Raw genomic sequence first — 20,819 nt, forward strand, 5'->3', positions numbered from 1 at the left:
CTACCGACCGGCCTGCGGGTCGGGCCGGGCGCCGACGATGCGCAGGGCGAGGTCGACGTAGTAGTCGCCGATCTGTTCCGGCGTCCACGCACCGTCGTCGCGATACCAGCGGGCCAGATCGATGCCCAGCGAGAGCAGGGCCGCGGCGGCCATGTGCGAGTTCGGATTGTCGAAATCGCCGGTGGCGATGCCGCGCTCGAGCAGCGCCCGCAGCTCGCCGTCGATCCGCTGCCGGATCTCCCGGATCTCCTCGCGATGCTGCGGACCGAGCGCCGCGAGTTCGTAGTTGATCACCCGGGCGACAGTGTGTTCGCGGGCGTGATGGATCGCGAAATCGCGCATCACCGCGATCAATTGGCCGGTCGGGTCGTCCGCACTGGCCACGGCGGCGCGGACCTGGGCCAACGACTCCAGATGACCGGTCCGCGAAATCTGGTACAGCAGCTCCTCTTTGGAGCGATGGTGGACGTAGATCGCGGCCGAGCTCAGCCCGGCGACGGACGTGATGTCCCGGGTCGTGGAGCCGTGGAAGCCGCGCTCGGCGAACGCGGTCACGGCCGCCTGCAGCAGCCGTGCCCGGGTGTCGTCCGCGCGCGAGCGGTCTCCGGTGTCGGTCACGGCTCGGTCAGCCCTTGCGACCCCAGGACGGGTCCCGGCGGCGCAGCTCCAACTGCGCGATGGTGCGCTTGTGCACCTCGTCGGGTCCGTCGGCCAGCCGCAGCGTGCGCAGGTGCGCGTACATGCTCGCGAGCGGGAAGTCGTCGCTGACCCCACCGCCGCCGTGCACCTGGATCGCCCGGTCCACCACCTTCAGCGCCACCTGCGGCGCGGCCACCTTGATCGCCGCGATCTCCGTGCGGGCGGCCTTGTTGCCGACGGTGTCCATGAGATGCGCGGCCTTCAGGGTCAGCAGCCGGGCCATGTCGATCTCGATCCGCGACTCGGCGATCCAGTCCTGGATATTGGCCCGATCCGCAAGCGGCGCACCGAACGTCGTGCGGGCCTGCGCCCGGTCGATCATGAGATCGAGGGCGCGTTCGGCTATGCCGATCGCGCGCATGCAGTGGTGGATGCGGCCGGGCCCGAGGCGGGACTGGGCGATCAGGAATCCGGCGCCCTCCCCGGCGAGGACCGCGCTGCTCGGCACCCGCACGTCCTCGAAGACGACCTCCGCGTGGCCCTCCCGGTCCTGGTAGCCGAAGACCGGCAGGTTGCGGACCACCGTGATACCCGGGGTGTCCATCGGGACGACCAGCATCGACTGCTGCCGGTGTACCGGCGCATCCGGGTCGGTCTTGCCCATCACGATCAGGACCCGGCAGTTGGCGTGCAAGGCGTTGGAGGTCCACCACTTCCGGCCGTTGAGGACGTAGTGGTCGCCGTCGCGTTCCATCCGCAGCTCGATGTTCGTGGCATCGGAACTGGCGACCGCCGGTTCGGTCATGGCGAACGCGGAGCGGATGGTGCCCTCCAGCAAGGGCTGCAACCACTCCCGCTGCTGCTCTTCGGATCCGAACAGGGTGAGGACTTCCATGTTCCCGGTGTCGGGCGCATTGCAGTTGGTGGCCTCGGGCGCGAGTTCCGCACTGCGGCCCATGATCTCGGCCAGCGGCGCGTACTCGCTGTTGGTCAGGCCCGGCCCCCACTGCGGGTGCGGATGGAACAGATTCCACAGGCCGCGCTCGCGCGCGGCCGCCTTGAGTTCCTCCAGGACGGGCGGATGGAAGTGCGGGTCGCCGGCGGCCGCCATCTGCTCGTGGTAGACCCGCTCGGCCGGGTAGACGTGCTCGTCCATGAAGGTGAGCAAGTCGTCGCGGTAGCGGGCGGCGCGGTCGGAGAGCTCGAACATCGTTGTCCCTCAATTCTCGTCGGTCAGGGCCGCGATCCCGGCCCGTAGCAGCGGGTCGACCATCGCGCCGATGGTTTCGAAGCCGTCACCCACGGTCTTGCCCTGCAGGTGCCGGTAGTGGATGCCTTCGGCGATCACGGCGAGCTTGAACGAGGCCAGCGCGATGTAGAACCCGATCCGGCTCAGGTCGCGCCCGGAGCGGCGCGCGTACCGGTCCAGGACTTCGGCTTCGGGCAGGATGCCCGGCGCGGTGGTGGCGTCGTTGGCGCCGGGCATGCCGAGGTCGCCCGCTCGCTGATAGACCACCATCAGGCCGAGGTCGGTCAGCGGATCGCCGAGGGTGCTCATCTCCCAGTCGATCACGGCGGTGATCCGGTCCGCGTCGTCGACGAGCACGTTGTCGAGCCGGTAGTCGCCGTGCACGATCCCCGTCGGCGACTGCGGCGGTTGATGTTTCGCGAGCAACGCGTGCAGTTCGTCGGCGGCGGGCAGGTCGCGGGACCGGGAGGCGTCGAGTTGCTTGCGCCAGCGCCTGACCTGACGTTCCAGGAATCCGTCGGGCCGCCCGAATTCACCGAGACCCACTGCCTGCGGGTCGACCCGGTGCAGCGCGGCGAGCGTGTCGACCACCTCGGCCGAGATCGCCGCGGTGCGGTCGGGTCCCAGCGGGACGAGTTCGGCCGCGGCCCGGTACGGGATGCCGGGCACGAGTTCCATGACATAGAAAGGCGCACCGAGGATTTCGGGGTCCTCGCACAGCGCGTAGGTCGCCGGGACGGGCACCTCGGTATCGCGCAGGGCGGTCATGACCCGGTACTCGCGGCCCATATCGTGCGCGGTGGCCAGGACGTGCCCCAGCGGCGGCCGCCGCACGATCCAGGCCGATTTGCCGTCGGTGACCTCGAAGGTGAGATTGGATCGCCCGCCGGCGATGAGCTGCCCGCGCAGCGGCCCGGCCACGAGTCCCGGCCGCGCCTCGGCCAGCCAGGTGGCGAGGCGGTCCGGATCCAGCCCCGGTGTTGCGTCCACAGCGCGGTCCTTTCGGCGGTGTGCGGCGGAAGTCTCACACCCCATAGGCTACTAAGCGCTTGATAACCTACCCCGGGCCGCCTGCCCAAGCGGCCCGGTTGCGCGAATTCGACCCCTCGACGACGGTCGCGGGCGGTTCCCAGAGGTATACCAAGCAAGCGCTTGGTTGTATGGTCGGGTGCGTGACCGTCACCCGGTGCACCACCGGGACCCACGACGGTGAGTGCAGGAGGTGCCGGAGATGCGAACCCTCGAATGTGATGTCGACGAGGCGTGGATCGACGTCAACGACCACATGAACGCCCAGTACTACGGAATCCTGGTGTACCGCGCACACGCCGCGTTCACCGAGATGATCGGGCTGGGCGACGACTACGTACACACGACCGGCTTCGGGAAGATGGTCGTCCAGGGCGCGATGACCTACGAACGTGAGGTGCGCCGCGGGGCGCGGCTGGCCGTCGACTCCTGGCTGCTGGGCCTGGACGCCAAGCGACTGCACTTCTTCCACGAGCTGCGCGTGCTCGAGACCGGTGTGCGGGCCGCGGCATTCGAACAGCTGGACCTGCACGTCGACCTCGGCACCCGCCGGACCGCGCCGATGCCCCCGGAGGTCGTCGCACGGCTCGAACACTTCTCCGCGCAACAGTGTGCGGCCGGCCGGCCCGACGGTGTGGGCCGCACGATCCAGCTGCCGCGGAACTGACTGCCCACGCGAGAACCCCTGGGCCGAAGGCTGATTCGCGGGCCGGGGTTCTCGCGCTCGCGGCTCAGGCGCCGAACACCCGGCGTTCGACCCGGGCGACGACCCTCGGGTAGAGCTTCGGGAACAGCCGCACGAACAGGTCGACGGTCTTCGCGTCGCGGCCGACGCGGATGCGCGGGGACCCCGCCGCGACGCCGTCGAGAATGACGGTGGCCGCGGTGGCGGCCGGCATCCGCAGCAGCTTCTGGTTGTAGATATCGGAGCGGCGGCGCTGGGCCGCGGTCGGTTCGATCCCGTTCTGCTCGGCGATGGCGGCGTTCGACGCGATATTGGTCTTGACGCCGCCGGGGTGGACGGTGGTCACCCGGACCGGGTGGCGGCCCGCCAGCATCTCGGTACGCAGCGATTCGGTGAAACCGCGGACACCGAACTTACTGGCGCAGTACGCACTCAGCGTCGGCTGGCCCAGATAGCCGTTGAGGCTGGAGATATTGACCACGTGGCCGTCGCCGGATGCGATCAGGTGCGGCAGGAACGCCTTGGTCCCGTTGATCACGCCGAACAGGTTCACCCCGAGAACCCGGTCGTAGACCTCGAAGTCGTTGTCCAGCACGCAGAGTCCGTCGCCGGAGATCCCGGCGTTGTTGTACACCTGGTGGACGACACCGAAATGGGCGCGGACGTCGTCGGCGTAGCCGAGGACCGCGTCCCGGTCGGTGACATTCAGTGTCGCGCTGTGGATCTCGGCACCCAGCGCCCGCACCTGCTCGGCTGTCCCGGCCAGGCCCTCGGTGTCGACGTCGGAGGCCGCGATCCGAGCGCCGCGGCGCGCGAGCTCGAGGGCCAGGGCGCGCCCGATGCCGGATCCGGCTCCGGTGACGACAGCGACTTTCCCGGTGAACGAGGTCATGGACGAACTCCTACGGATCGAGCGAAAGGTGTTGTGCGCCGGAGAGTACCGGTCACGCGTGGGCCGACTCGGCCTGCCGCGCCGGGCGGGCGTCCGGCATGCGGTCGAAGTGCAGTTCGGGGTCGAGGACGTCGGCCGCCCGCAGGATGCGGACGTCGTCCTGGTAGTTCATCGAGGTCCGCCACGGCATCCGGTCGCCCTGGCTGGGCAGGGACCGGACCGCGCGCTGAATGTATCCCGCCGCGAAGTCCAGGAACGGGCGCTTCGGCATCGCCGGGTCCGCGGGCTCCGCGCGGACCACCCGGTAACCGTGTGCGTCCATGTGCGCGATCAGCCGGCACAGGTGCTCGCACAGCAGCCCGATCTTGAGCGTCCACGACGAGTTGGTGTAGCCGATGGCGTAGGCGAAGTTGGGGACGCCGGAGAGCATGAGCCCCTTGAACGCCACCGTCTCCGACAGCTGGACCGCCCGGCCGTCGACCGTCAACTCGACGCCGCCGAAAGTCTGCACGTTCAGGCCGGTCGCGGTGACGATGATGTCGGCCTCGAGGTGGCGGCCCGACTCCAGCAGGATGCCGGTCTCGGTGAAGGTGACGATCCGGTCGGTGACCACCGACGCCGTACCCTGCCGGATGGCCCGGAACAGATCCCCGTTCGGGACCGTGCACAGCCGCTGCTCCCACGGGTTGTACGGCGGGTTGAAGTGCTCGTCGACCGGATACCCGGCGGGCAGCCGATCGGCGTTGAGCTTGCGGATGACGCGCCGTGCCGCCCGCGGATATTTCTGGCAGAAGCGCCACACCAGCGCCTGCTGGGCGATGTTCTTGCGGCGGGCCCACGCGTAGCCGCGCTCGTCGCCGAGCAACTGCCGCAACCGGTTCGCGATCGGGTCCCGCTTCGGGATCGGCAGGACGTAGGTCGGGGTCCGCTGCAGCATGGTGACGTGCCCGGCGGTGTCCGCCATCGCCGGAACCATGGTCACCGCGGTGGCGCCGCTGCCGATGATCACCACGCGCTGCCCGGTGTAATCGAGATCGGCGGGCCAGTGCTGCGGGTGGACGACGGTGCCGCGGAAGCGATCCCGGCCGGGGAACTCCGGGGTGTAGCCCTCGTCGTAGCGGTAGTAGCCGCCGGCGCAGAACAGCCAGCCGGCGGTCAGGTCGAACCGCGCACCGGTGTCGGCCCGTTCGACGGTGACCGTCCAGCGTGCCTCGGCCGACGACCACGCCGCCCCGACGACCCGGTGGTGGTAGCGGATGTGACCGTCGATCCCGTTCTCGGTGGCGGTCTCGCGCAGATACGCGAGGATACGGTCGCCGTCGGCGATCGACTCCTCGTCCCGCCACGGCTTGAACTCGTAACCGAAGGTGTGCAGGTCGGAGTCGGAGCGAATTCCCGGGTACCGGAACAGATCCCAGGTGCCGCCCAGGCCCGCGCGGGCCTCGAGGATCGTGAAACTCTTGTGCGGCAGCATGGTTCGCAGATAGCGGGCCGCGCCGATTCCGGAGATGCCGGCGCCGACGATCAGGACGTCGACGTGTTCGACGGACTCCGCGCCGGCGGACGACCGGTCGGTGGGCTGAGTGGTCTGCATGGGGGCTCTCCTCGGATCCGACTCCGCGTCTTTGGGCAGCGACGCGACCTGTGACTCGAGTCTCGGCCATCGAGGCAGGCCTGTACTACAGCAAACAGAACCAGGATCATCGAAGCATGGTGCAAGATGCTGCACGGCCGGTGAGCTGGCCCACTCCCGGACCCGACGTCCTCGCCCTGCTCCGGCAGGCGGCCGAGCTGGTGCTGGCAGCGCCCGCGCAATGGCTCGAGCAACTGCACGAAGCCTCCTTCGCCGGGGAACGGATGCGCCCGGTCGCCGAGGATCCCGCGCTCGCAGCGGCGGTCCGGCGCGTGAACGAGGCCAACGTGCGGCACTGGGCGAACGCCAACGTGAGCGACCCCGGCCGCCGGGTGCCGCCCAATGTCGGCCCCGAGGCGCTCTCGGCGGCCCGGGACCTGGTGCGCCGGGGCCTGGACGAGAGCTCACTGGACGCCTACCGCACCAGCTACACCGTGGTGTGGAAATACCTCATGGACATCTGTTTCACGCTCACCGACGATCACCGGCAGCTGCGCGAACTGCTCGAACTGGCGGCCCTGTCGGTCTCCACCTTCATCGAGGACACCGTCTCGGCCGTCACGGCGCGCATGCAGACCGAACGAGCGGACCTCGTCGGCGGCACCCACGCCGAACGCCGGGCCACCGTGTCGCTGCTGCTGGAGGGCGCGCCGATCCGGCGCTCCCAAGCCGAGTCCCAGCTCGGCTATCGCCTGACCGGCCCGCACACCGCCGCCGTGGTGTGGGCGCCGACCCCCAGCGCCGCCGGGAACCTGGAGACGGCGGCCGAACTGCTGATGGAGGCCGGCGGCGCGGTGCACCGGCTCACGATCGTGGCCAGTGCCGCGGCGTTGTGGCTGTGGCTGCCGGTCGACGCCGCGATCGACCCGGAACCGGTGACGGCTGGTCTCGCCGCGATCCCCGGCGTCCAGGTCGCGGTGGGCCGGCCCGGCGTGGACCTCGACGGGTTCCGGCGCAGCCACCTCGACGCGCTGGAGACCCAGCGCATGCTCGCCCGCATCCCGGCCCGGCGCCTGGCCCGGTACGAGGACATCCAGTTGGTGTCGGTACTGGCCGCCGATCCGATTCGCGCCCGCGAATTCGTCGCCGACACCCTGGGTGCGCTGGCGCAGGCCGAGCCCGAAGTGATCGAGGCGGTCACCGTGTATCTGGAGACACAGTGCAGCACCACCCGCACCGCCGCCCGGCTCTACACCCACCGCAATACGGTGGTGCGCCGCCTGACCCGGGCCGACGAACTGCTGCCGCGCCCGTTGGCGGCCAACGTGATCGCGGTCGGCGCGGCCCTCGAGGCGCTGCGCTGGTTCCGCTGACCCGACTCCGGCTGTGACCGGCTGCACATAATCCGCACGCGAGCGCGTATTCAAGCCCACAGCGACAAAATGCGCGCCCGGGAGGTGGAATTAAGTACCGTGGCGGCATGCAACTCTCCCGGTTCTCCGATCTCGGCCTGCGTGCGATGATGCGGCTGGCGGTCAGTAGCAGCGCCGAGGAGCGGGTCACCACGAAAATCATTGCTCGCCAAGTGAACGCGTCCGAACATTACGTGGCGAAGGCGGTCTCCAAGCTGGTCGACCTCGGTCTGGTCGATTCGCATCGCGGGCGCAGCGGCGGCATATTCCTCACCACGCGCGGCCGGTCGGCCACCGTCGGTGAGATCGTTCGGGGCTTGGAGGGCGCGGCCGAGGTCGTGGAATGCGATGGTGACCATCCGTGTCCGTTGTCGGCCGCGTGCCGGCTGCGGCGGGTTCTCGACCAGGCCCAGGAGGAGTTCTATCGCCATCTGGACGGGTACTCGCTGGACGATCTGGTGAATCCGCAGCTGCGGAAGATACTGCATCTGTCCGCGCGATGAACCATTACCGCCCGGGGTGACCCAGGCGGTAAAAACCGCAAATTCTCGCGTAATATAAACCACGGCTGTGGAATTGGATTACCGGCGACGGAAATAGTTACGGTGGAATTCGTTCGGCGCCCGGCGCCGGAGATTTCTTTGCTCGTGAGGAGACCACCATGACAACGATGTCGACCCCCGCACCCGCCGTCGCGGAACTCGAAGAACACCATGCGGAGATCGTGCGCGCCACCCTGCCGCTCGTGGCGGCCGGCATCGGCGAGATCACCGCGGAGTTCTATCGCCGGCTGTTCGCTGCGCACCCGGAGTTGTTGCGGGACAAGTTCAATCGCGGCAATCAGGCGCAGGGCGAGCAGCAGCGGGCACTGGCCGCGTCGATCGCCACCTACGCCGCGCACCTGGTCGATCCCGCCCTGCCGCATCCGCGGGAACTGCTGTCCCGGATCGGGCACAAGCACGCGTCGCTGGGGGTGGTGCCGCAGGAGTATCCGATCGTGCACGAGCACCTGTTCGGGGCGATCGTCGCGGTGCTCGGCGCCGATGTGGTGACCGCGGAGGTCGCGGCGGCCTGGGACCGGGTGTACTGGCTGCTCGCCGACACCCTGATCGGCTTCGAGCGCGAACTGTACGACGCGGCCGGTGTGGCGCCCGGCGACGTGTTCCGCGAGGTGGTGGTGGTCGAGCGGATCGACGACCCCTCCGATGTGGTCACCTTCGTGGTGGAGTCCGCCGATCCGGCCCGTCCGCTGCCGGAAGGGGTTGCAGGACAGTACATCTCGGTCGGCGCCGAGCTGGCCGACGGTGCCCGGCAGCTGCGGCAGTACAGCCTGGTCGACGCGCGCGGCCCCGGCCGCCAAGCGTTCGCGGTGCGGCACGTGCCTGCCGACGGCGAGCGGCCGCCCGGCGCGGTGTCGACCTGGCTGCACCTCGAGGTCCACGTCGGCGACCGGCTGCAGGTCACACTTCCGTTCGGCGACCTCACCGTCGACCCGGACGCCGCCGGACCGCTGGTCCTGATCTCGGCGGGCATCGGCATCACCCCGATGCTGGGCATTCTCGGCCACCTGCACCGGTCCGGGTCCAACCGCGCGGTCACCGTCCTGCACGCCGACCGCTCGCAGCGCGCGCACCCGCTGCGCCGCGAGCAGCGCGCCCTGGTCGCCGCGCTCCCCCATGCCGAGCTGTCGGTCTGGTACGAGCAGCCCGCGGCAGGCGCGCACACCGGCACGATCACCATGCACGCCCTGGGTCTGCCCGCCGATGCCGACTACTACCTGTGCGGCGGTACCGGATTCCTGCAGGCGATGCGCGCCCAGTGCGACGCGGCAGGCGTTCCCCGCGACCGGGTGCACTACGAGCTGTTCGCCCCGAACGACTGGCTGCTCGACCACTGATCCGGCGCGACCCGCAGGCGGCGGCGACCGGGTTCGCTGCCGCCTACGCCCGCGACACGCATCGGTCGGTCCGGCCCGACGGTTATCCAGGTTTCGTCGGCCACCCAGCGGCCGCCGATGTCACCGCCGCGCTCCGCAGGGTGTTCGATGCGTGACGAACGACCCGCGAGCAGCCTCGAAAGTGCCTGCGCGACGGCAGTATTGCCAGGTGCCGATCTAGCCGGTGACCCGGCTCGCCAGCGCCTCGGCGACCGCGGTGTTCCCCGCCGGCAACGGGTGCAGTGTGATCGGCTGCCCGATGTCGGGCGGGTTCACGTCGGCGACCCACGGTTCCGGCGCACACAATCCGTGCCCGGCGGTCAGCGCGCGCACGTCGAGGAACTCGGCGCCCAGTAGTCCGGCGGCCTCGCGCTGGGCCTTGTCGAGCCAGTCGAGGTAGCCGGTCATCGGGGCGTAGGGCACGGGGATCGAGACCGGGCCGACCTTCTGGCACAGGGTGGTGGTGCCCGGCGCCTGCTCCTCGGGGTAGCCGACCAGCACGATGCGAGCGTTCGGCGCGTAGTAGCGGATGTAGTCGACGACCTTGCGCATGCGGTCCGCGAACGCGGTCCCGGTGATGCCGTGGTCGTCGGTCACCCAGGTCTGGTCGGTGTCCAGGCACGACAGGTCGAAGCCGTCGCACGCGGTCATCTTCGAGTAGGGACCGTCGACGGTACCGTTGCGCCAGGAGTCCTTCATGCCGAGCTGGACCGCGACCAGCTTGGTGTCCGGCCCGAAGGCGCCGGCCTGCGCGGCGAGGCGGGCCTGCACGGTGAGGGTGTAGCCGGTGCCGGTGTCGATCGACCCGCCCGAGCAGGATTCGTCGACGAACTTGCCGGTGCCGGTGAGCCCGGTCAGCGCCTTCAGCTGGTTGGGCCACGAGGTGGCGCTGCGCACACAGTCGTCGACGGCCTCGTGCGAGACCAGGGGCTCGTCGGAGGCGAACGAGTCACCGAACACCACGACGTCGGCGCCGGTACTCGAGTCGGCGGCGGGGGCGGCCTGGGCCACGACCTGGGAACCGGCGGGGACTACCGCGGCGACGGCGGCAGCCAGCAGCCAACGACCGTACGTGCTCATTGCCTACCTTTCGGAAACATGCATGAGTCACAGAGGTTACAGTTTTCGGCCTGAACCATCGTCCAATTAGCGAAATATGCTCTGCTTGTTCCGATCCGGAGGGTTCATCCGGAGCTCGGCGGCCGGTGCCGGTCCGATCTCCCCCCGACGGGAGATCGGGGCCGAACCGCTCAGGCCGTCCGCGCCAGGTGCTCGGCGGCACCGCCGATCGTGGCGGGCCCACTGGTCATGACGCGCAGGAACGCCTCGTTCTCCCGCTCACCGCGGGCGGCGGCACGCGCCATCGCCTCGGGCCCGGTGTGCGCGGCGATCGACCGGGCCAGATTGACCGGGAACCGGAGCGCCGGATACCACGGCAGCACGTAGGGCACACCCAGTGTCCGCAGGGTGCGCGGGCCGAGGAACGCGCCCGTGATCGACAGGTGCGCCGACCGCGCCACCCGCCGGCGCAGCCGCGGGAGCCGGTCGTAGTTCCAGCCCAGCGGGTCGTCCACCATCGGCGCCGCCAGCTGCCGGGTGGTCTCGTCAGGCGTCGCCAGCGCGGTCAGCGTGTGGTAGAGGATGCGCACCCCGTCGCGGAACGACTTCGGCAGGAACTCGTCCCGGACACCCATCAGCCAGCCCGTGTACCGCGCGACGTGCGCGACCGCCTCCAGGTCGGACTTCGTCACCAGCAGACCGATCCCGAAACCGCCTGCCGCAGGGGCGATCAGCGAGCCCACCATGGTGGCAGCCATATCGGTCTGATTGATCGGCAGCCCCCAGGCGTCCGCCCGCCAGTCCGGCAGCGCCGCCACGTGCCGGCGCACCATCGCGTGGATCATCCGGACCCGCAGCGTGGACCGGTAGCCCACACCGAACGGGCCCAGGCCGCCGTCGGTGACGATGTCCATCGCCCACCGCATCGTCTCCGCGAAGCGGGTGTTCGATCCCTTCTCCAATGCGCCGGTGCGCAACAGGGTTTGGTTGAACCCGGCGAACTGGTATCCGCCCAGCAGGGAGATGTCACGGCCCAGGGACATACCGTCCGATCCGCCGAGCCGCAGCACCTGCGCGCCCCGGATCAGGGTGTCCGGATCGACCCAGTCGGGGGTGGCCTCGGCGTGAGCGAAGAACTCCCGCAACGGTTCCGGCGGCGACATCAGACTCTCGATGCCGCCGGCCAGCGCCTGTTCGAACAGCGGGCGGGCGTTCTTCATCCCGGCCGAGTACATCCATTCGACCAGCCGGTCCATCGGTTCGTCGCCCACGGTGAGGCATTCGCCCATCCGCCGGAATTCCGCGGCGGTCGGTTTGCGGATCCCCAGCGCGAGCGCGAACGCGCGCACCATGCCCGGCACGGGTTTCGGTCCCGCGGGATGACGCGACGGTATGACCTGGGACATGACAACTCCTCGTCGAGTTGGGTTTTCGGTGGATCAGGCGTACGCGTCGCCGGCGCCGGCGACCGCCCGCAAGCCCTCGGGCACCTCGAACTGGCGCCCGTAGCGGTCGCGGAGCTGGTCCGCCCGGGCCACGAAACCGGCTGTGCCACCGGCATACTGGTCGATGAACTGCAGCGCGCCGCCGGTCCAGGCCGGGTAGCCGATGCCCATGATCGAACCGATATTGGCGTCGGCCGCCGATCCGACGATGTCGGCCTCGTAACAGCGGGCCGCCTCGACCGCGCCCGCGAACAGCAGCCGTTCCTTCATGTCCTCGAACGGGATCTCGACCTCGGGCCGGTAGTACTCGGTGAACAGCCCGTCCCACAGCGCGAGCCGGGTGCCGTCCGCGGCGTAGTCGTAGAAACCCTTGCCGTGCAAGCGACCCGGGCGATCGAACTCCTCGACCATGCGGTCCTGCACCGGGCCGCCGAGCGAGTCGACGAAACCGTCCAGCTCCTGCCAGCCGCGCCGGATCTTCAGCGTGGTCTTCATGTTGACCTCGTCCATCAGGGTCAGGGCGCCGACCGGGAACCCGGCCTGGGTGGCGGCCTGCTCGATGCTGGCCGGGTGGCCGCCCTCGGCGACCATGGACAGCGCCTCGTCGGCGTACGCGCCGATCACCCGGTTGGCATAGAACGCGTAGACGTCCTGCACCACGATCGGGGTCTTGCGGATCCGGAACGCGAAATCCATGGCGCGGGCCAGGGTCTCATCGCTGGTGGTCTCGGCGGAGATGATCTCGAGCAACGGCATCTTGTCCACCGGCGAGAAGAAGTGCAGCCCGATCAGGTCCTTGGGGCGGCTCACCGAACCGACGAGGCGCTCGAGCGGCAGCGCCGAGGTATTCGTGGCGATCACCGCGTCCGCCGCGGCGTACTGCTCGATCTCGGCGATGACCTTCTTCTTCAGTTCCAGGTCCTCGAAGACGGCCTCGATCACCAGATCCGCGCCTCGTGTGTCGGCGATCTCGCCGGTGGCGAGGATCCGCCCGAGGATCTCGTCGCGCTTCTCGGCGGTCATGCGGCCCTTGGCCACCGATTTGTCGAGGATCTTGCGCGAGTAGTCCTTTCCGCGCTCGGCGGCCTCGACCGTCACGTCGCGCAGCACGACCGGCAGGCCCGCGACGGCACTCACGTACGCGATCGCGGCGCCCATCATGCCCGCACCCAGGATCGCGACCTTCTGCGCTTGCCGCTCCGGGATCCCCGCCGGGCGGGAGGCGCCCTTGTTGATCGCGTTGAGGTCGAAGAACAGCGCCTTGATCATGTTGGTGCTGACCTGACCGCAGATCAGGTTGGCGCAGTACCGGGTCTCGATCGCGAACGCGGTGTCCAGGTCGACCTGGGAGCCTTCGACCGCGGCGGCCAGCACGGCGGCCGGGGCGGGCATCGGCGCGCCCTTGAGCTGCTTGCGCACGTTCGCCGGGAACGCGGGCAGGTTCGCCGCGAAGGCCGGCGAGGCCGGGGTGCCGCCGGGGATCTTGTAGCCCTGCACATCCCACGGCTGGGCCGCGTCCGGGTTGGCGGCGATCCAGGCACGCGCCTGCGCGAACATCTCGTCCGCGGTGGCGGCCACCGCGTGAATGATGCCGACCTGCAACGCCTTCGCGGGCTTCATCCGCTGGCCCTGGCCGACCACGTTCAGCACGGCGGGCACGACCCCGATCAGCCGCACCACGCGGGTCACCCCGCCGGCGCCGGGCAGCACCCCCAGGGTGACCTCGGGCAGCCCGAGCTGAGAACCCTTCTTGTCCAAGGCGATCCGGTGGTGGCAGGCCAGCGCGACCTCGAAGCCGCCGCCGAGCGCGGTGCCGTTGATCGCCGCGACCACAGGCTTGCCGAGGGTTTCGAGCCGCCGGAACGACGCCTTGTAGGCGTCGAGTCCGGCCGACACCATGGCCACGTCGTCGGGTCCGGCGTTCATGAGCAGTTCCAGGTCACCGCCGGCGAAGAAGGTGTCCTTGGCGGAGGTCAGGATGACCCCGTCGAAGGTGTCGCGTTCGGCCTCGAGCCGGTCGACGGTCTCGCGCAGTGACCGCTCGAACGCCTCGGTCATGGTGTTGGCGGACTTGCCGGGGTCGTCCATGGTGAGCACGACGATCCGGTCTGCGCCGAGGTTCCAGTGAATCATGTTGTCGGTCATGTGAATTGTTGTCTCTCAGACGCGTTCGATGATGGTGGCGATGCCCATGCCGCCGCCGATGCAGAGGGTGATCAGGGCGCGGCGGGCGCCGCGGCGCTCCAGCTCGTCGACCATGGTTCCGGTGATCATGGCGCCGGTGGCCCCGAGCGGGTGGCCCATGGCGATGGCGCCACCGTTGACGTTCAACTTCTCGTCCGGGATACCGAGCTTCTTCTGATAGTTCAGCACCACCGACGCGAACGCCTCGTTCAGTTCGAACAGATCGATGTCGTCGAGGGTCAAACCCGCTGTGGCCAAGACTTTTTCGGTGGCGGGCACCGGACCGGTCAGCATGATGGTGGAGTCGGCGCCACTGACCGCGGAGGCGACGACCCGCGCCCGCGGCGTCAGCCCGGCGCGCTCACCGGCCTGGTCGCTGCCGATGAGCACCAGCCCGGCGCCGTCGACGATGCCGGAACTGTTGCCCGCGTGGTGGACGTGATCGATCTTCTGCACCCGGTGGTACTTCTGCAGCGCGACCGCGTCGAAGCCACCCATCTCACCCATGGCCGCGAAGGACGGTTTCAGTCCGGCGAGATCGGCGACGGTGGTCTCCGGGCGCATCAGCTCGTCGTGATCGAGCAGCACCGTGCCGTTCAGGTCCTTCACGGGCACAACGGATTTGGTGAAGTAGCCGCCCGACCAGGCGGCGGCCGCCCGCTGCTGCGAGCGGACCGCGTAGCGGTCGACATCCTCGCGGGTGAACCCCTCGATCGTGGCGATCAGGTCGGCGGACACACCCTGCGGCACGAAATAGGTGCGGTAGTTGGTCATCGGATCCAGCGCCCACGGCCCGCCGTCGGCGCCCAGCGGCACCCGCGACATGCACTCGACGCCACCGGCCACCACGAGCTGCTCCCAGCCCGACCGCACCTTCTGCGCGGCGGTATTGACCGCCTCCAGACCGGAACCACAGAACCGGTTGAGCTGCACACCGGCGACGGTGTCGGGCAGTCCGGCCGCGAGCGCGACCGTCTTGGCGATATCGGCGCCCTGGTCGCCGACCGGGCTGACCACGCCGAGCACGATGTCGTCGATGTCGGCCGGGTCGAGGCCGGGATGGCGGTGGCGCAGTTCGTCGATCAGGCCGGTCATGAGGTCGACGGGCTTCACGCTGTGCAGGGAGCCGGTGTTCTTACCGCGCCCACGCGGGGTGCGGATGGCTTCGTAGATGAATGCTTCGGTCATCACAGTCTTTCGGGTTCAGCTGTGTGCTTCGGATGGGTCACAGGAAGCGGGCGATGAGGTCCTTCATGACCTCGTTGGCGCCGGCGTAGATGCGGGCGATGCGGCCGTCGGTCCACATGCGGGCGATGGGGAATTCCTCCATGTACCCGTAGCCGCCGTGCAGCTGCAGACAGCGGTCGACGACCTCGTTCTGGCGGTCGGTGGTCCAGTACTTCACCATCGCGGCGGTTTTCACGTCGAGCTCACCGCGCAGGTGCTTGGCCAGCGCGTCATCGACGAACGTGCGCACCACCGCGGCGATGGTGGCGCATTCGGCGAGTTCCATGCGGGTGTTCTGCAGCGCGAACAGCGGTTTGCCGAACGCCGTGCGGGACTTGGTGTATTCGATGGTGGTCTCGACGGCGTTCTCGATCACTGCCGCCGCCCCGACGCCGGTGATCAGCCGCTCCTGCGGGAGCTGCTGCATCAGCTGGAAAAAGCCCTGCCCCTCGGCGTCGCCCAGCAGGTTCGCCACCGGGACGCGCAGGCCGTCGAAGAACAGTTCGGTGGTGTCCTGGCCCTTCTGGCCGACCTTCTTCAGGATCCGGCCGCGCTCGAAACCCGGTGTGTCGTCGGCGACTTCGGCTACCAGCAGCGAGACGCCCCGCGCACCCTGGGTCGGGTCGGTCTTGACCGCGATGATCAGCAGGTCGCAGTTGCGACCGTTGGAGATGAACGTCTTGGCGCCCGAGACGACGTACTCGTCGCCCTCACGGATCGCCTTGGTGGTGATGTTCTGCAGGTCGGATCCGGTGCCGGGCTCGGTCATGGCGATCGCGCCGATCCACTCCCCCGACGCGAGTTTCGGCAGCCAGCGGTGCTTGTTCTCCTCCGAGGCGTAGGCCAGCAGGTAGTGCGGCACGATCCCGGTGTGCACCGGCAGCTGCATGCAGGTGTCGCCGGCCTTGACCTGCTCGGTGATCAGGACCGCCTCGTGCGCGAAAGTGCCTCCGCCACCGCCGTATTCCTCGGGGATCGACATGCACAGCAGGCCGAGTTCACCGGCACGGCGATAGACGTCGCGGGAGGGGCGGCCCTGCGCGATGAACTCCTCGCGGCGCGGCACGACCTCCTCGGTGAAGAAGGCGCGGGCGAGCTTGCTGAGTTCGGTGAGTTCACCGGGGTCGGCGGTCATGGTTACTCCTCATGGTCGGCGTTGTTCCCGTCGATCGCGGGTGTGCGCGGCCCGCACGCCACTGCGGTGCCGTCGTTCTTACCACAGCTACTTAGCGAGCGATAGGTAACGGCCGACTCGCCGGTATCGGCGGACCCGGCGACCGGCGGCATTCGGTCTCCTTTCACCGTCATCGCAGGTCCCGCCGTCGCACCTGGTCCTGCAGGACCAGGGCGGCACACGCCGCGGGATCGTCGTTGAAGGGCAGATGGCCGCAGTGCCGGAGGGCCACGTGCCGCGCGAACGGCAGCACCGCCCGCGCCCGCCGGCTCTGCGTCGGATAGGTGAGCACCGCATCCCGCGTACCCCAGGCAACGGTGACCGGAATGCGCCGCAGCGCACCGGGATCGTCGCCGAGCGCCAGGCGATAGCCACCGAAACTGTCCCGGGCCGCCACGAACGAGGCGGCGGCCACCAGCGCGGCCACGTCGGCGCGCGCCGAATCCGCCGGCACCCGACCGGGCCGGCCGAACAACGCGCTCAACAGAACCGCCTTGCCGGCCGGGTGGTCGAGAGCGGCGGATACCAGCGGACCGGTCGCCCCGCCCGCGGCCCGCAGGGCGGTGAGCAGTCCCTGCACCCACCACAGCCCGGGCCGGCCGTAGCAGCCGATCGGCGCGAAAGCGGTGACCGCGCAGGCGATTCCGGCCCGGCCCAGTTCCAGTGCCACCCCGCCGCCCATGGAACTGCCCACCACGTGCGGCCGCTCGATACCGATCCGGTCCAGCCAGCCGGTCAGCCAGCGCGCGTACCCGCGCGCGCCGGGCTCGACCCCGGCGATCGGCGGCGTCCGCCCGAACCCGGGCAGGTCCACCGCGATCACCTCGTGCTCGGCCGCCAGCCGGTCGAGGATCGGCTCGAAACACTGCCAGCGGCTACCCAATCCGTGCACCAGCACGATCGGCGACCCGGAGCCGCGGCGTTCACAGGACACCTGGGTGGTCACTGCGCACGCTCCGTCGCGTCGAGCTCCTGCAGTGCGCGGCGCACGACCTTTCCGGTCGGATTGCGGGGCAACTCGGGCACGAACAACACGTCACGCGGCACCTTGTACCGGGCGAGATTGGCCCGCACGTGCTGCCGGACCGCGTCGGCGTCGAGCTCGGCGCCCGGTTCCCGCACCACCACCGCCCGCAGGCGCTGCCCGAACTCCGGGTCCGGCACGCCGACGACGGCGACCTCGTCCACGCCGTCGAGCGCGGTGAGCAGGTTCTCCACCTCCAGCGGGTAGACGTTCTCGGCGCCGGAGACGATCATGTCGTCGTCGCGGCCGTCGATGAACAGCAGTCCGTCCGCGTCGAAGTGGCCCATGTCGCCGGTGGACATGAAACCGTCGACGATCTGCTTGTGCCGGCCGTCGGTGTAGCCCTCGAACGGGGCGCCGCTGCGGACGAACACCCGCCCGCGCACCCCCGCACCGGATACGCGCCGATCCGCGGCGTCGAACAGCGCGACCTCGGCGGTGACCGGCGCCCGTCCCACCGTGCCGGGTGCGCGGCGCAGTTCGGCGGGCTGGGCGACCGCGGCGATCGCCACCTCGGTGGACCCGTACAGGTTGTAGAGCACCTCACCGAAGATGTCCTGCACCCTTTGCGCGAGGTCCGGAGACAGTGCGGACCCAGCGACCACGATCGCCCGCAGCGCCGAAAGGTCGTAGCGGGCAATGACATCGGCCGGCAGGGCGACCATCCGGTTGAGCATGGTCGGCACCGCGACCAGCATCTCGGCGCGATGCTCGGCCAGCAGCCGCAGGGTCTGCTCGGCGTCGAAGCGCCGCACCAGGATGGTCTGCGCGGCGGTGGCCGTGGCCGCGGTCCACATGCCGAATCCGGTGGCGTGGAACAGCGGCGAGACGATCATGACCCGGCCCTGGCGCGGGAACGGGATCCGGTCCACGAACAGCGCGCTGACCAGCGGGCTCACCGTGGTGCGCGGTGCGCCCTTGGGCAGGCCGGTGGTGCCGCTGGTCAGGATGATGAATCCCCCGGCCTGTGCCGGTGCCGGCGGTGGGGTGCGGTCGCCGGACGCGATCAGCTCGTCGATCGTGCGCACGCCGTCCGCCACGGTGTCGCCGTCGTCGAGCCAGGTCAGGACCCGGGGCAGCTCGGGCGGCAGGGCGGCGAGCAGACCGTGGAACTCACTGTCGTGCAATACCGCTCGCACCTGTTCGCGGGCACAGACCTCCGCGAACTGCGGTTCGGCGAACCCGGTGTTCAGCATGGCGAGCCGGAACCCGGCCCGGCCCGCGGCGCACACCGTCAGCAGCAGGCCGCGGTGGTCCCGCGCCAGGACGCCGACCACCGAACCCGGGGTCAGACCCAGGTCGAGCAGGGCGTTCGCGAGCGCGTCGGCCTGCTCGTCGAGTTCGCGGTAGGTCAGCACACCCCGCTCGTCGGCGAGCGCGGGAGCGTCCGGATGGTCCTGGGCGGCGTTGCGGATCAGGGTGGCCTGCGGGCCGAACACCTTGCCGCCCTGGGCCGTTCGCAGCAGGCGCAGCGGCCGGGTCAGGTCGATGACCCCGGAATTGTGCAGGGTGGCCACGGCCCGGACCGTCTCGACGGTGTGACCGACCGTACGGACAGCTTCGCGGAGAACGGATTTCATAGCTCGGTCGCTCCTCCGGTGATCTCGACGATGGGCAGGCGCAGCGCGGCCGGCGCGCTCGCCGGGACCACCGGATGCGCGGGGGCGACGGGTGCGATCCGCAGGTAGGGCGCGCCCGGCGCGGGGCGCGGGTCGGCGTGACCTCGGTTGGGCCACAACGACATCGCCCGCTCGGCGAGCGCGGTGATGGTGAGCGACGGGTTCACGCCCAGGTTCGCGGAGATGGTCGAGCCGTCGACGACGTGCAGGCCGGGGTAGCCGTACATCCGGTGGTACGGGTCGACGACCCCGGTCTCGGCGCTGTCGCCGATGGCGCAGCCGCCGATGAAGTGGCCGGTCATGGGGATGTTGAAGATGCTGCTGCTGACCGCGGCGGTCGGGACACCGTCGATCTTCTCGGCCACCCGGCGGGCGACCTCGTGCCCGGCCGGGATCCAGTCCGGGTTCGGTTGTCCCTCACCCTGTTTGGTGGTCATGTGACGACCGAACAGACCGCGCTTGGTGTAGGTGGTCAGCGAGTTGTCGGTGGACTGCATGACCAGCAGGCCCAGCATCTGTTCCGACCAGCGGTGCGGATTGTGGATGCGGGCCAGGTCGCTGCGGTGGCGGACGAGCTCGCGGAGCCAGCCGCGCCAGCGTGGGCCGTCCCCGCTGACCATGACGGTGGTCATCGCGGACATGGCATTGCTGCCCTTGCCGTAGCGCGCCGGCTCGATATGGGTGTGGGCGTCCGGATGGATGGACGAGGTGATCGCGACGCCCTTGGTGAAGTCGCTGTCCCGGTTGCGGCTGCGCACCGACAGCAGCTCTTCGGAATTCGTGCGGGACAGCCGGCCGAGCCGCGCCGAGATGCCCGGCAGCGACCCGCGATCGCGCAGCCGGTGCAGTAGCCGCTGGGTGCCCAGCGCGGCCGCGGCGAACACCACCTGCTCGGCGGTGAACCGCTGCTTGCGGCCCGGCCGCGGACCGGTGCGGACCGCGGTGACCTCGTACCCACCACCCGGCAACGGCCGGACGTCGGTGACCGTGGTCAGCGGATGCACTGTGGCACCAGCCTTTTCGGCCAGGTACAGGTAGTTCTTCACCAGGGTGTTCTTGGCGTTGTGCCGGCAGCCGGTCATGCATTCGCCGCAGTGGGTGCAGGTCCGCCGCTGTGGCCCCGCGCCGCCGAAGAACGGGTCGGGCACGTCGTCACCGGGCCGGCGCCCGGGTCCGCCGAAGAACACACCGACCGGCGTGCTCCGGTAGGTGTCCGCGATACCCATGTCACCGGCGACCTCGGCGAGGACCCGGTCGGCCGGGGTGGTCGCCGGATTCGTGGTGACGCCCAGCATGCGCTGCGCCTGGTCGTAGTGCGCCGCCAGCTCGGCCTTCCAGTCGGTGATGTGACCCCACTGCCGGTCGGCGTAGAACTCGTCCGGTGGCTGATACAGCGTGTTCGCGTACACCAGGGAGCCACCGCCCACCCCGGCGCCCGCGAGCACGAAGGTGTTCTTCAGCAGGGTCATGCGCTGAATCCCGTACCAGCCCAGGGCCGGTGCCCACAGGTAGCGCCGCATGCGCCACGAGGTCTGCGGGAACTCGTCGTCGGCGAACCGGCGCCCGGCCTCGAAAACGCCTACCCGGTAACCCTTCTCGGTCAACCGCAGTGCGCTGACGCTGCCGCCGAAGCCGGATCCGATGACGATGACGTCGTAGTCGTGGCTCATAT

The 20,819-nt window shown here is 69.7% G+C and carries 17 protein-coding genes; 4 read left to right on the plus strand and 13 right to left on the minus strand.

The annotated features are described in order from the left end of the window. From EBN03_RS18455 to EBN03_RS18465, 3 genes are read right to left on the minus strand one after another with little or no spacing between them, the layout of a single operon-like run. The gene (locus EBN03_RS18455; RefSeq protein WP_122189293.1) at positions 1-618 is read right to left on the minus strand and encodes a TetR family transcriptional regulator; all 618 of its coding nucleotides are present in this window, start codon (positions 616-618) and stop codon (positions 1-3) included. A gap of 7 nt (positions 619-625) precedes the next feature. Then, the gene (locus EBN03_RS18460; protein WP_122189294.1) at positions 626-1,849 is read right to left on the minus strand and encodes an acyl-CoA dehydrogenase family protein; all 1,224 of its coding nucleotides are present in this window, start codon (positions 1,847-1,849) and stop codon (positions 626-628) included. Positions 1,850-1,858: 9 nt separating this feature from the next. Next, complete coding sequence (locus EBN03_RS18465; protein WP_122189295.1) at positions 1,859-2,923, minus strand: phosphotransferase family protein; 1,065 nt, start codon at positions 2,921-2,923, stop codon at positions 1,859-1,861. Between the two features lie 196 nt (positions 2,924-3,119). On the opposite strand from EBN03_RS18465, the gene EBN03_RS18470 reads away from it, so the two are divergent. Beyond that, positions 3,120-3,584, plus strand: coding sequence for a thioesterase family protein (locus EBN03_RS18470; RefSeq protein ID WP_147471631.1), 465 nt, complete (start codon positions 3,120-3,122; stop codon positions 3,582-3,584). Positions 3,585-3,648: 64 nt separating this feature from the next. On the opposite strand, the gene EBN03_RS18475 is transcribed toward EBN03_RS18470, so the two are convergent. Together EBN03_RS18475 and EBN03_RS18480 are read right to left on the minus strand one after the other, a co-directional pair. After that, positions 3,649-4,494, minus strand: coding sequence for an SDR family NAD(P)-dependent oxidoreductase (locus EBN03_RS18475; protein WP_122189297.1), 846 nt, complete (start codon positions 4,492-4,494; stop codon positions 3,649-3,651). Positions 4,495-4,546: 52 nt separating this feature from the next. Then, entirely contained in the window at positions 4,547-6,088 is a 1,542-nt protein-coding gene (locus EBN03_RS18480; protein WP_122189298.1) for a flavin-containing monooxygenase, read from the minus strand. A 116-nt stretch (positions 6,089-6,204) separates the two neighbouring features. Here EBN03_RS18480 and EBN03_RS18485 point away from each other — a divergent pair, with 116 nt between their 5' ends. From EBN03_RS18485 to EBN03_RS18495, 3 genes are all read left to right on the plus strand, one after another. Next, on the plus strand, positions 6,205-7,440 hold the full coding sequence (locus EBN03_RS18485) for a PucR family transcriptional regulator (RefSeq protein ID WP_122189299.1): 1,236 nt from the start codon (positions 6,205-6,207) through the stop codon (positions 7,438-7,440). 107 nt (positions 7,441-7,547) lie between these two features. Further along, a complete protein-coding gene (locus EBN03_RS18490) occupies positions 7,548-7,982 on the plus strand; it encodes an RrF2 family transcriptional regulator (protein WP_122189300.1) in 435 nt (144 codons plus the stop codon). Between the two features lie 158 nt (positions 7,983-8,140). Then, positions 8,141-9,376 (plus strand): globin domain-containing protein, encoded by a 1,236-nt coding sequence (locus EBN03_RS18495; protein ID WP_122189301.1) that lies wholly within the window; start codon positions 8,141-8,143, stop codon positions 9,374-9,376. 216 nt (positions 9,377-9,592) lie between these two features. Here EBN03_RS18495 and EBN03_RS18500 read toward each other — a convergent pair whose 3' ends face one another. From EBN03_RS18500 to EBN03_RS18535, 8 genes are all read right to left on the minus strand, one after another. Next, entirely contained in the window at positions 9,593-10,495 is a 903-nt protein-coding gene (locus EBN03_RS18500) for an SGNH/GDSL hydrolase family protein (RefSeq protein WP_122189302.1), read from the minus strand. Between the two features lie 170 nt (positions 10,496-10,665). Then, positions 10,666-11,880 (minus strand): oxygenase MpaB family protein, encoded by a 1,215-nt coding sequence (locus tag EBN03_RS18505; protein ID WP_122189303.1) that lies wholly within the window; start codon positions 11,878-11,880, stop codon positions 10,666-10,668. A gap of 33 nt (positions 11,881-11,913) precedes the next feature. Continuing rightward, positions 11,914-14,064: a 3-hydroxyacyl-CoA dehydrogenase NAD-binding domain-containing protein gene (locus EBN03_RS18510; protein ID WP_122189304.1), complete on the minus strand. Its 2,151-nt coding sequence runs from the start codon at positions 14,062-14,064 to the stop codon at positions 11,914-11,916. A gap of 15 nt (positions 14,065-14,079) precedes the next feature. Continuing rightward, positions 14,080-15,294 (minus strand): acetyl-CoA C-acetyltransferase, encoded by a 1,215-nt coding sequence (locus EBN03_RS18515; protein WP_122189305.1) that lies wholly within the window; start codon positions 15,292-15,294, stop codon positions 14,080-14,082. Positions 15,295-15,328: 34 nt separating this feature from the next. Continuing rightward, positions 15,329-16,465 (minus strand): acyl-CoA dehydrogenase family protein, encoded by a 1,137-nt coding sequence (locus tag EBN03_RS18520; RefSeq protein ID WP_122189306.1) that lies wholly within the window; start codon positions 16,463-16,465, stop codon positions 15,329-15,331. Positions 16,466-16,634: 169 nt separating this feature from the next. After that, positions 16,635-17,450, minus strand: coding sequence for an alpha/beta fold hydrolase (locus EBN03_RS18525; protein ID WP_199742867.1), 816 nt, complete (start codon positions 17,448-17,450; stop codon positions 16,635-16,637). Next, positions 17,447-19,108: an acyl-CoA synthetase gene (locus EBN03_RS18530; RefSeq protein WP_122189307.1), complete on the minus strand. Its 1,662-nt coding sequence runs from the start codon at positions 19,106-19,108 to the stop codon at positions 17,447-17,449. Before EBN03_RS18530 ends, EBN03_RS18525 begins: the two co-directional genes overlap by 4 nt. Further along, positions 19,105-20,817, minus strand: coding sequence for a GMC oxidoreductase (locus EBN03_RS18535; RefSeq protein ID WP_122189308.1), 1,713 nt, complete (start codon positions 20,815-20,817; stop codon positions 19,105-19,107). The genes EBN03_RS18530 and EBN03_RS18535 overlap by 4 nt, the downstream gene beginning before the upstream one ends. Positions 20,818-20,819 lie beyond the last annotated feature (2 nt).

This window comes from Nocardia stercoris (genome assembly GCF_003696265.1).
Classification (GTDB): Bacteria; Actinomycetota; Actinomycetes; order Mycobacteriales; family Mycobacteriaceae; genus Nocardia; species Nocardia stercoris.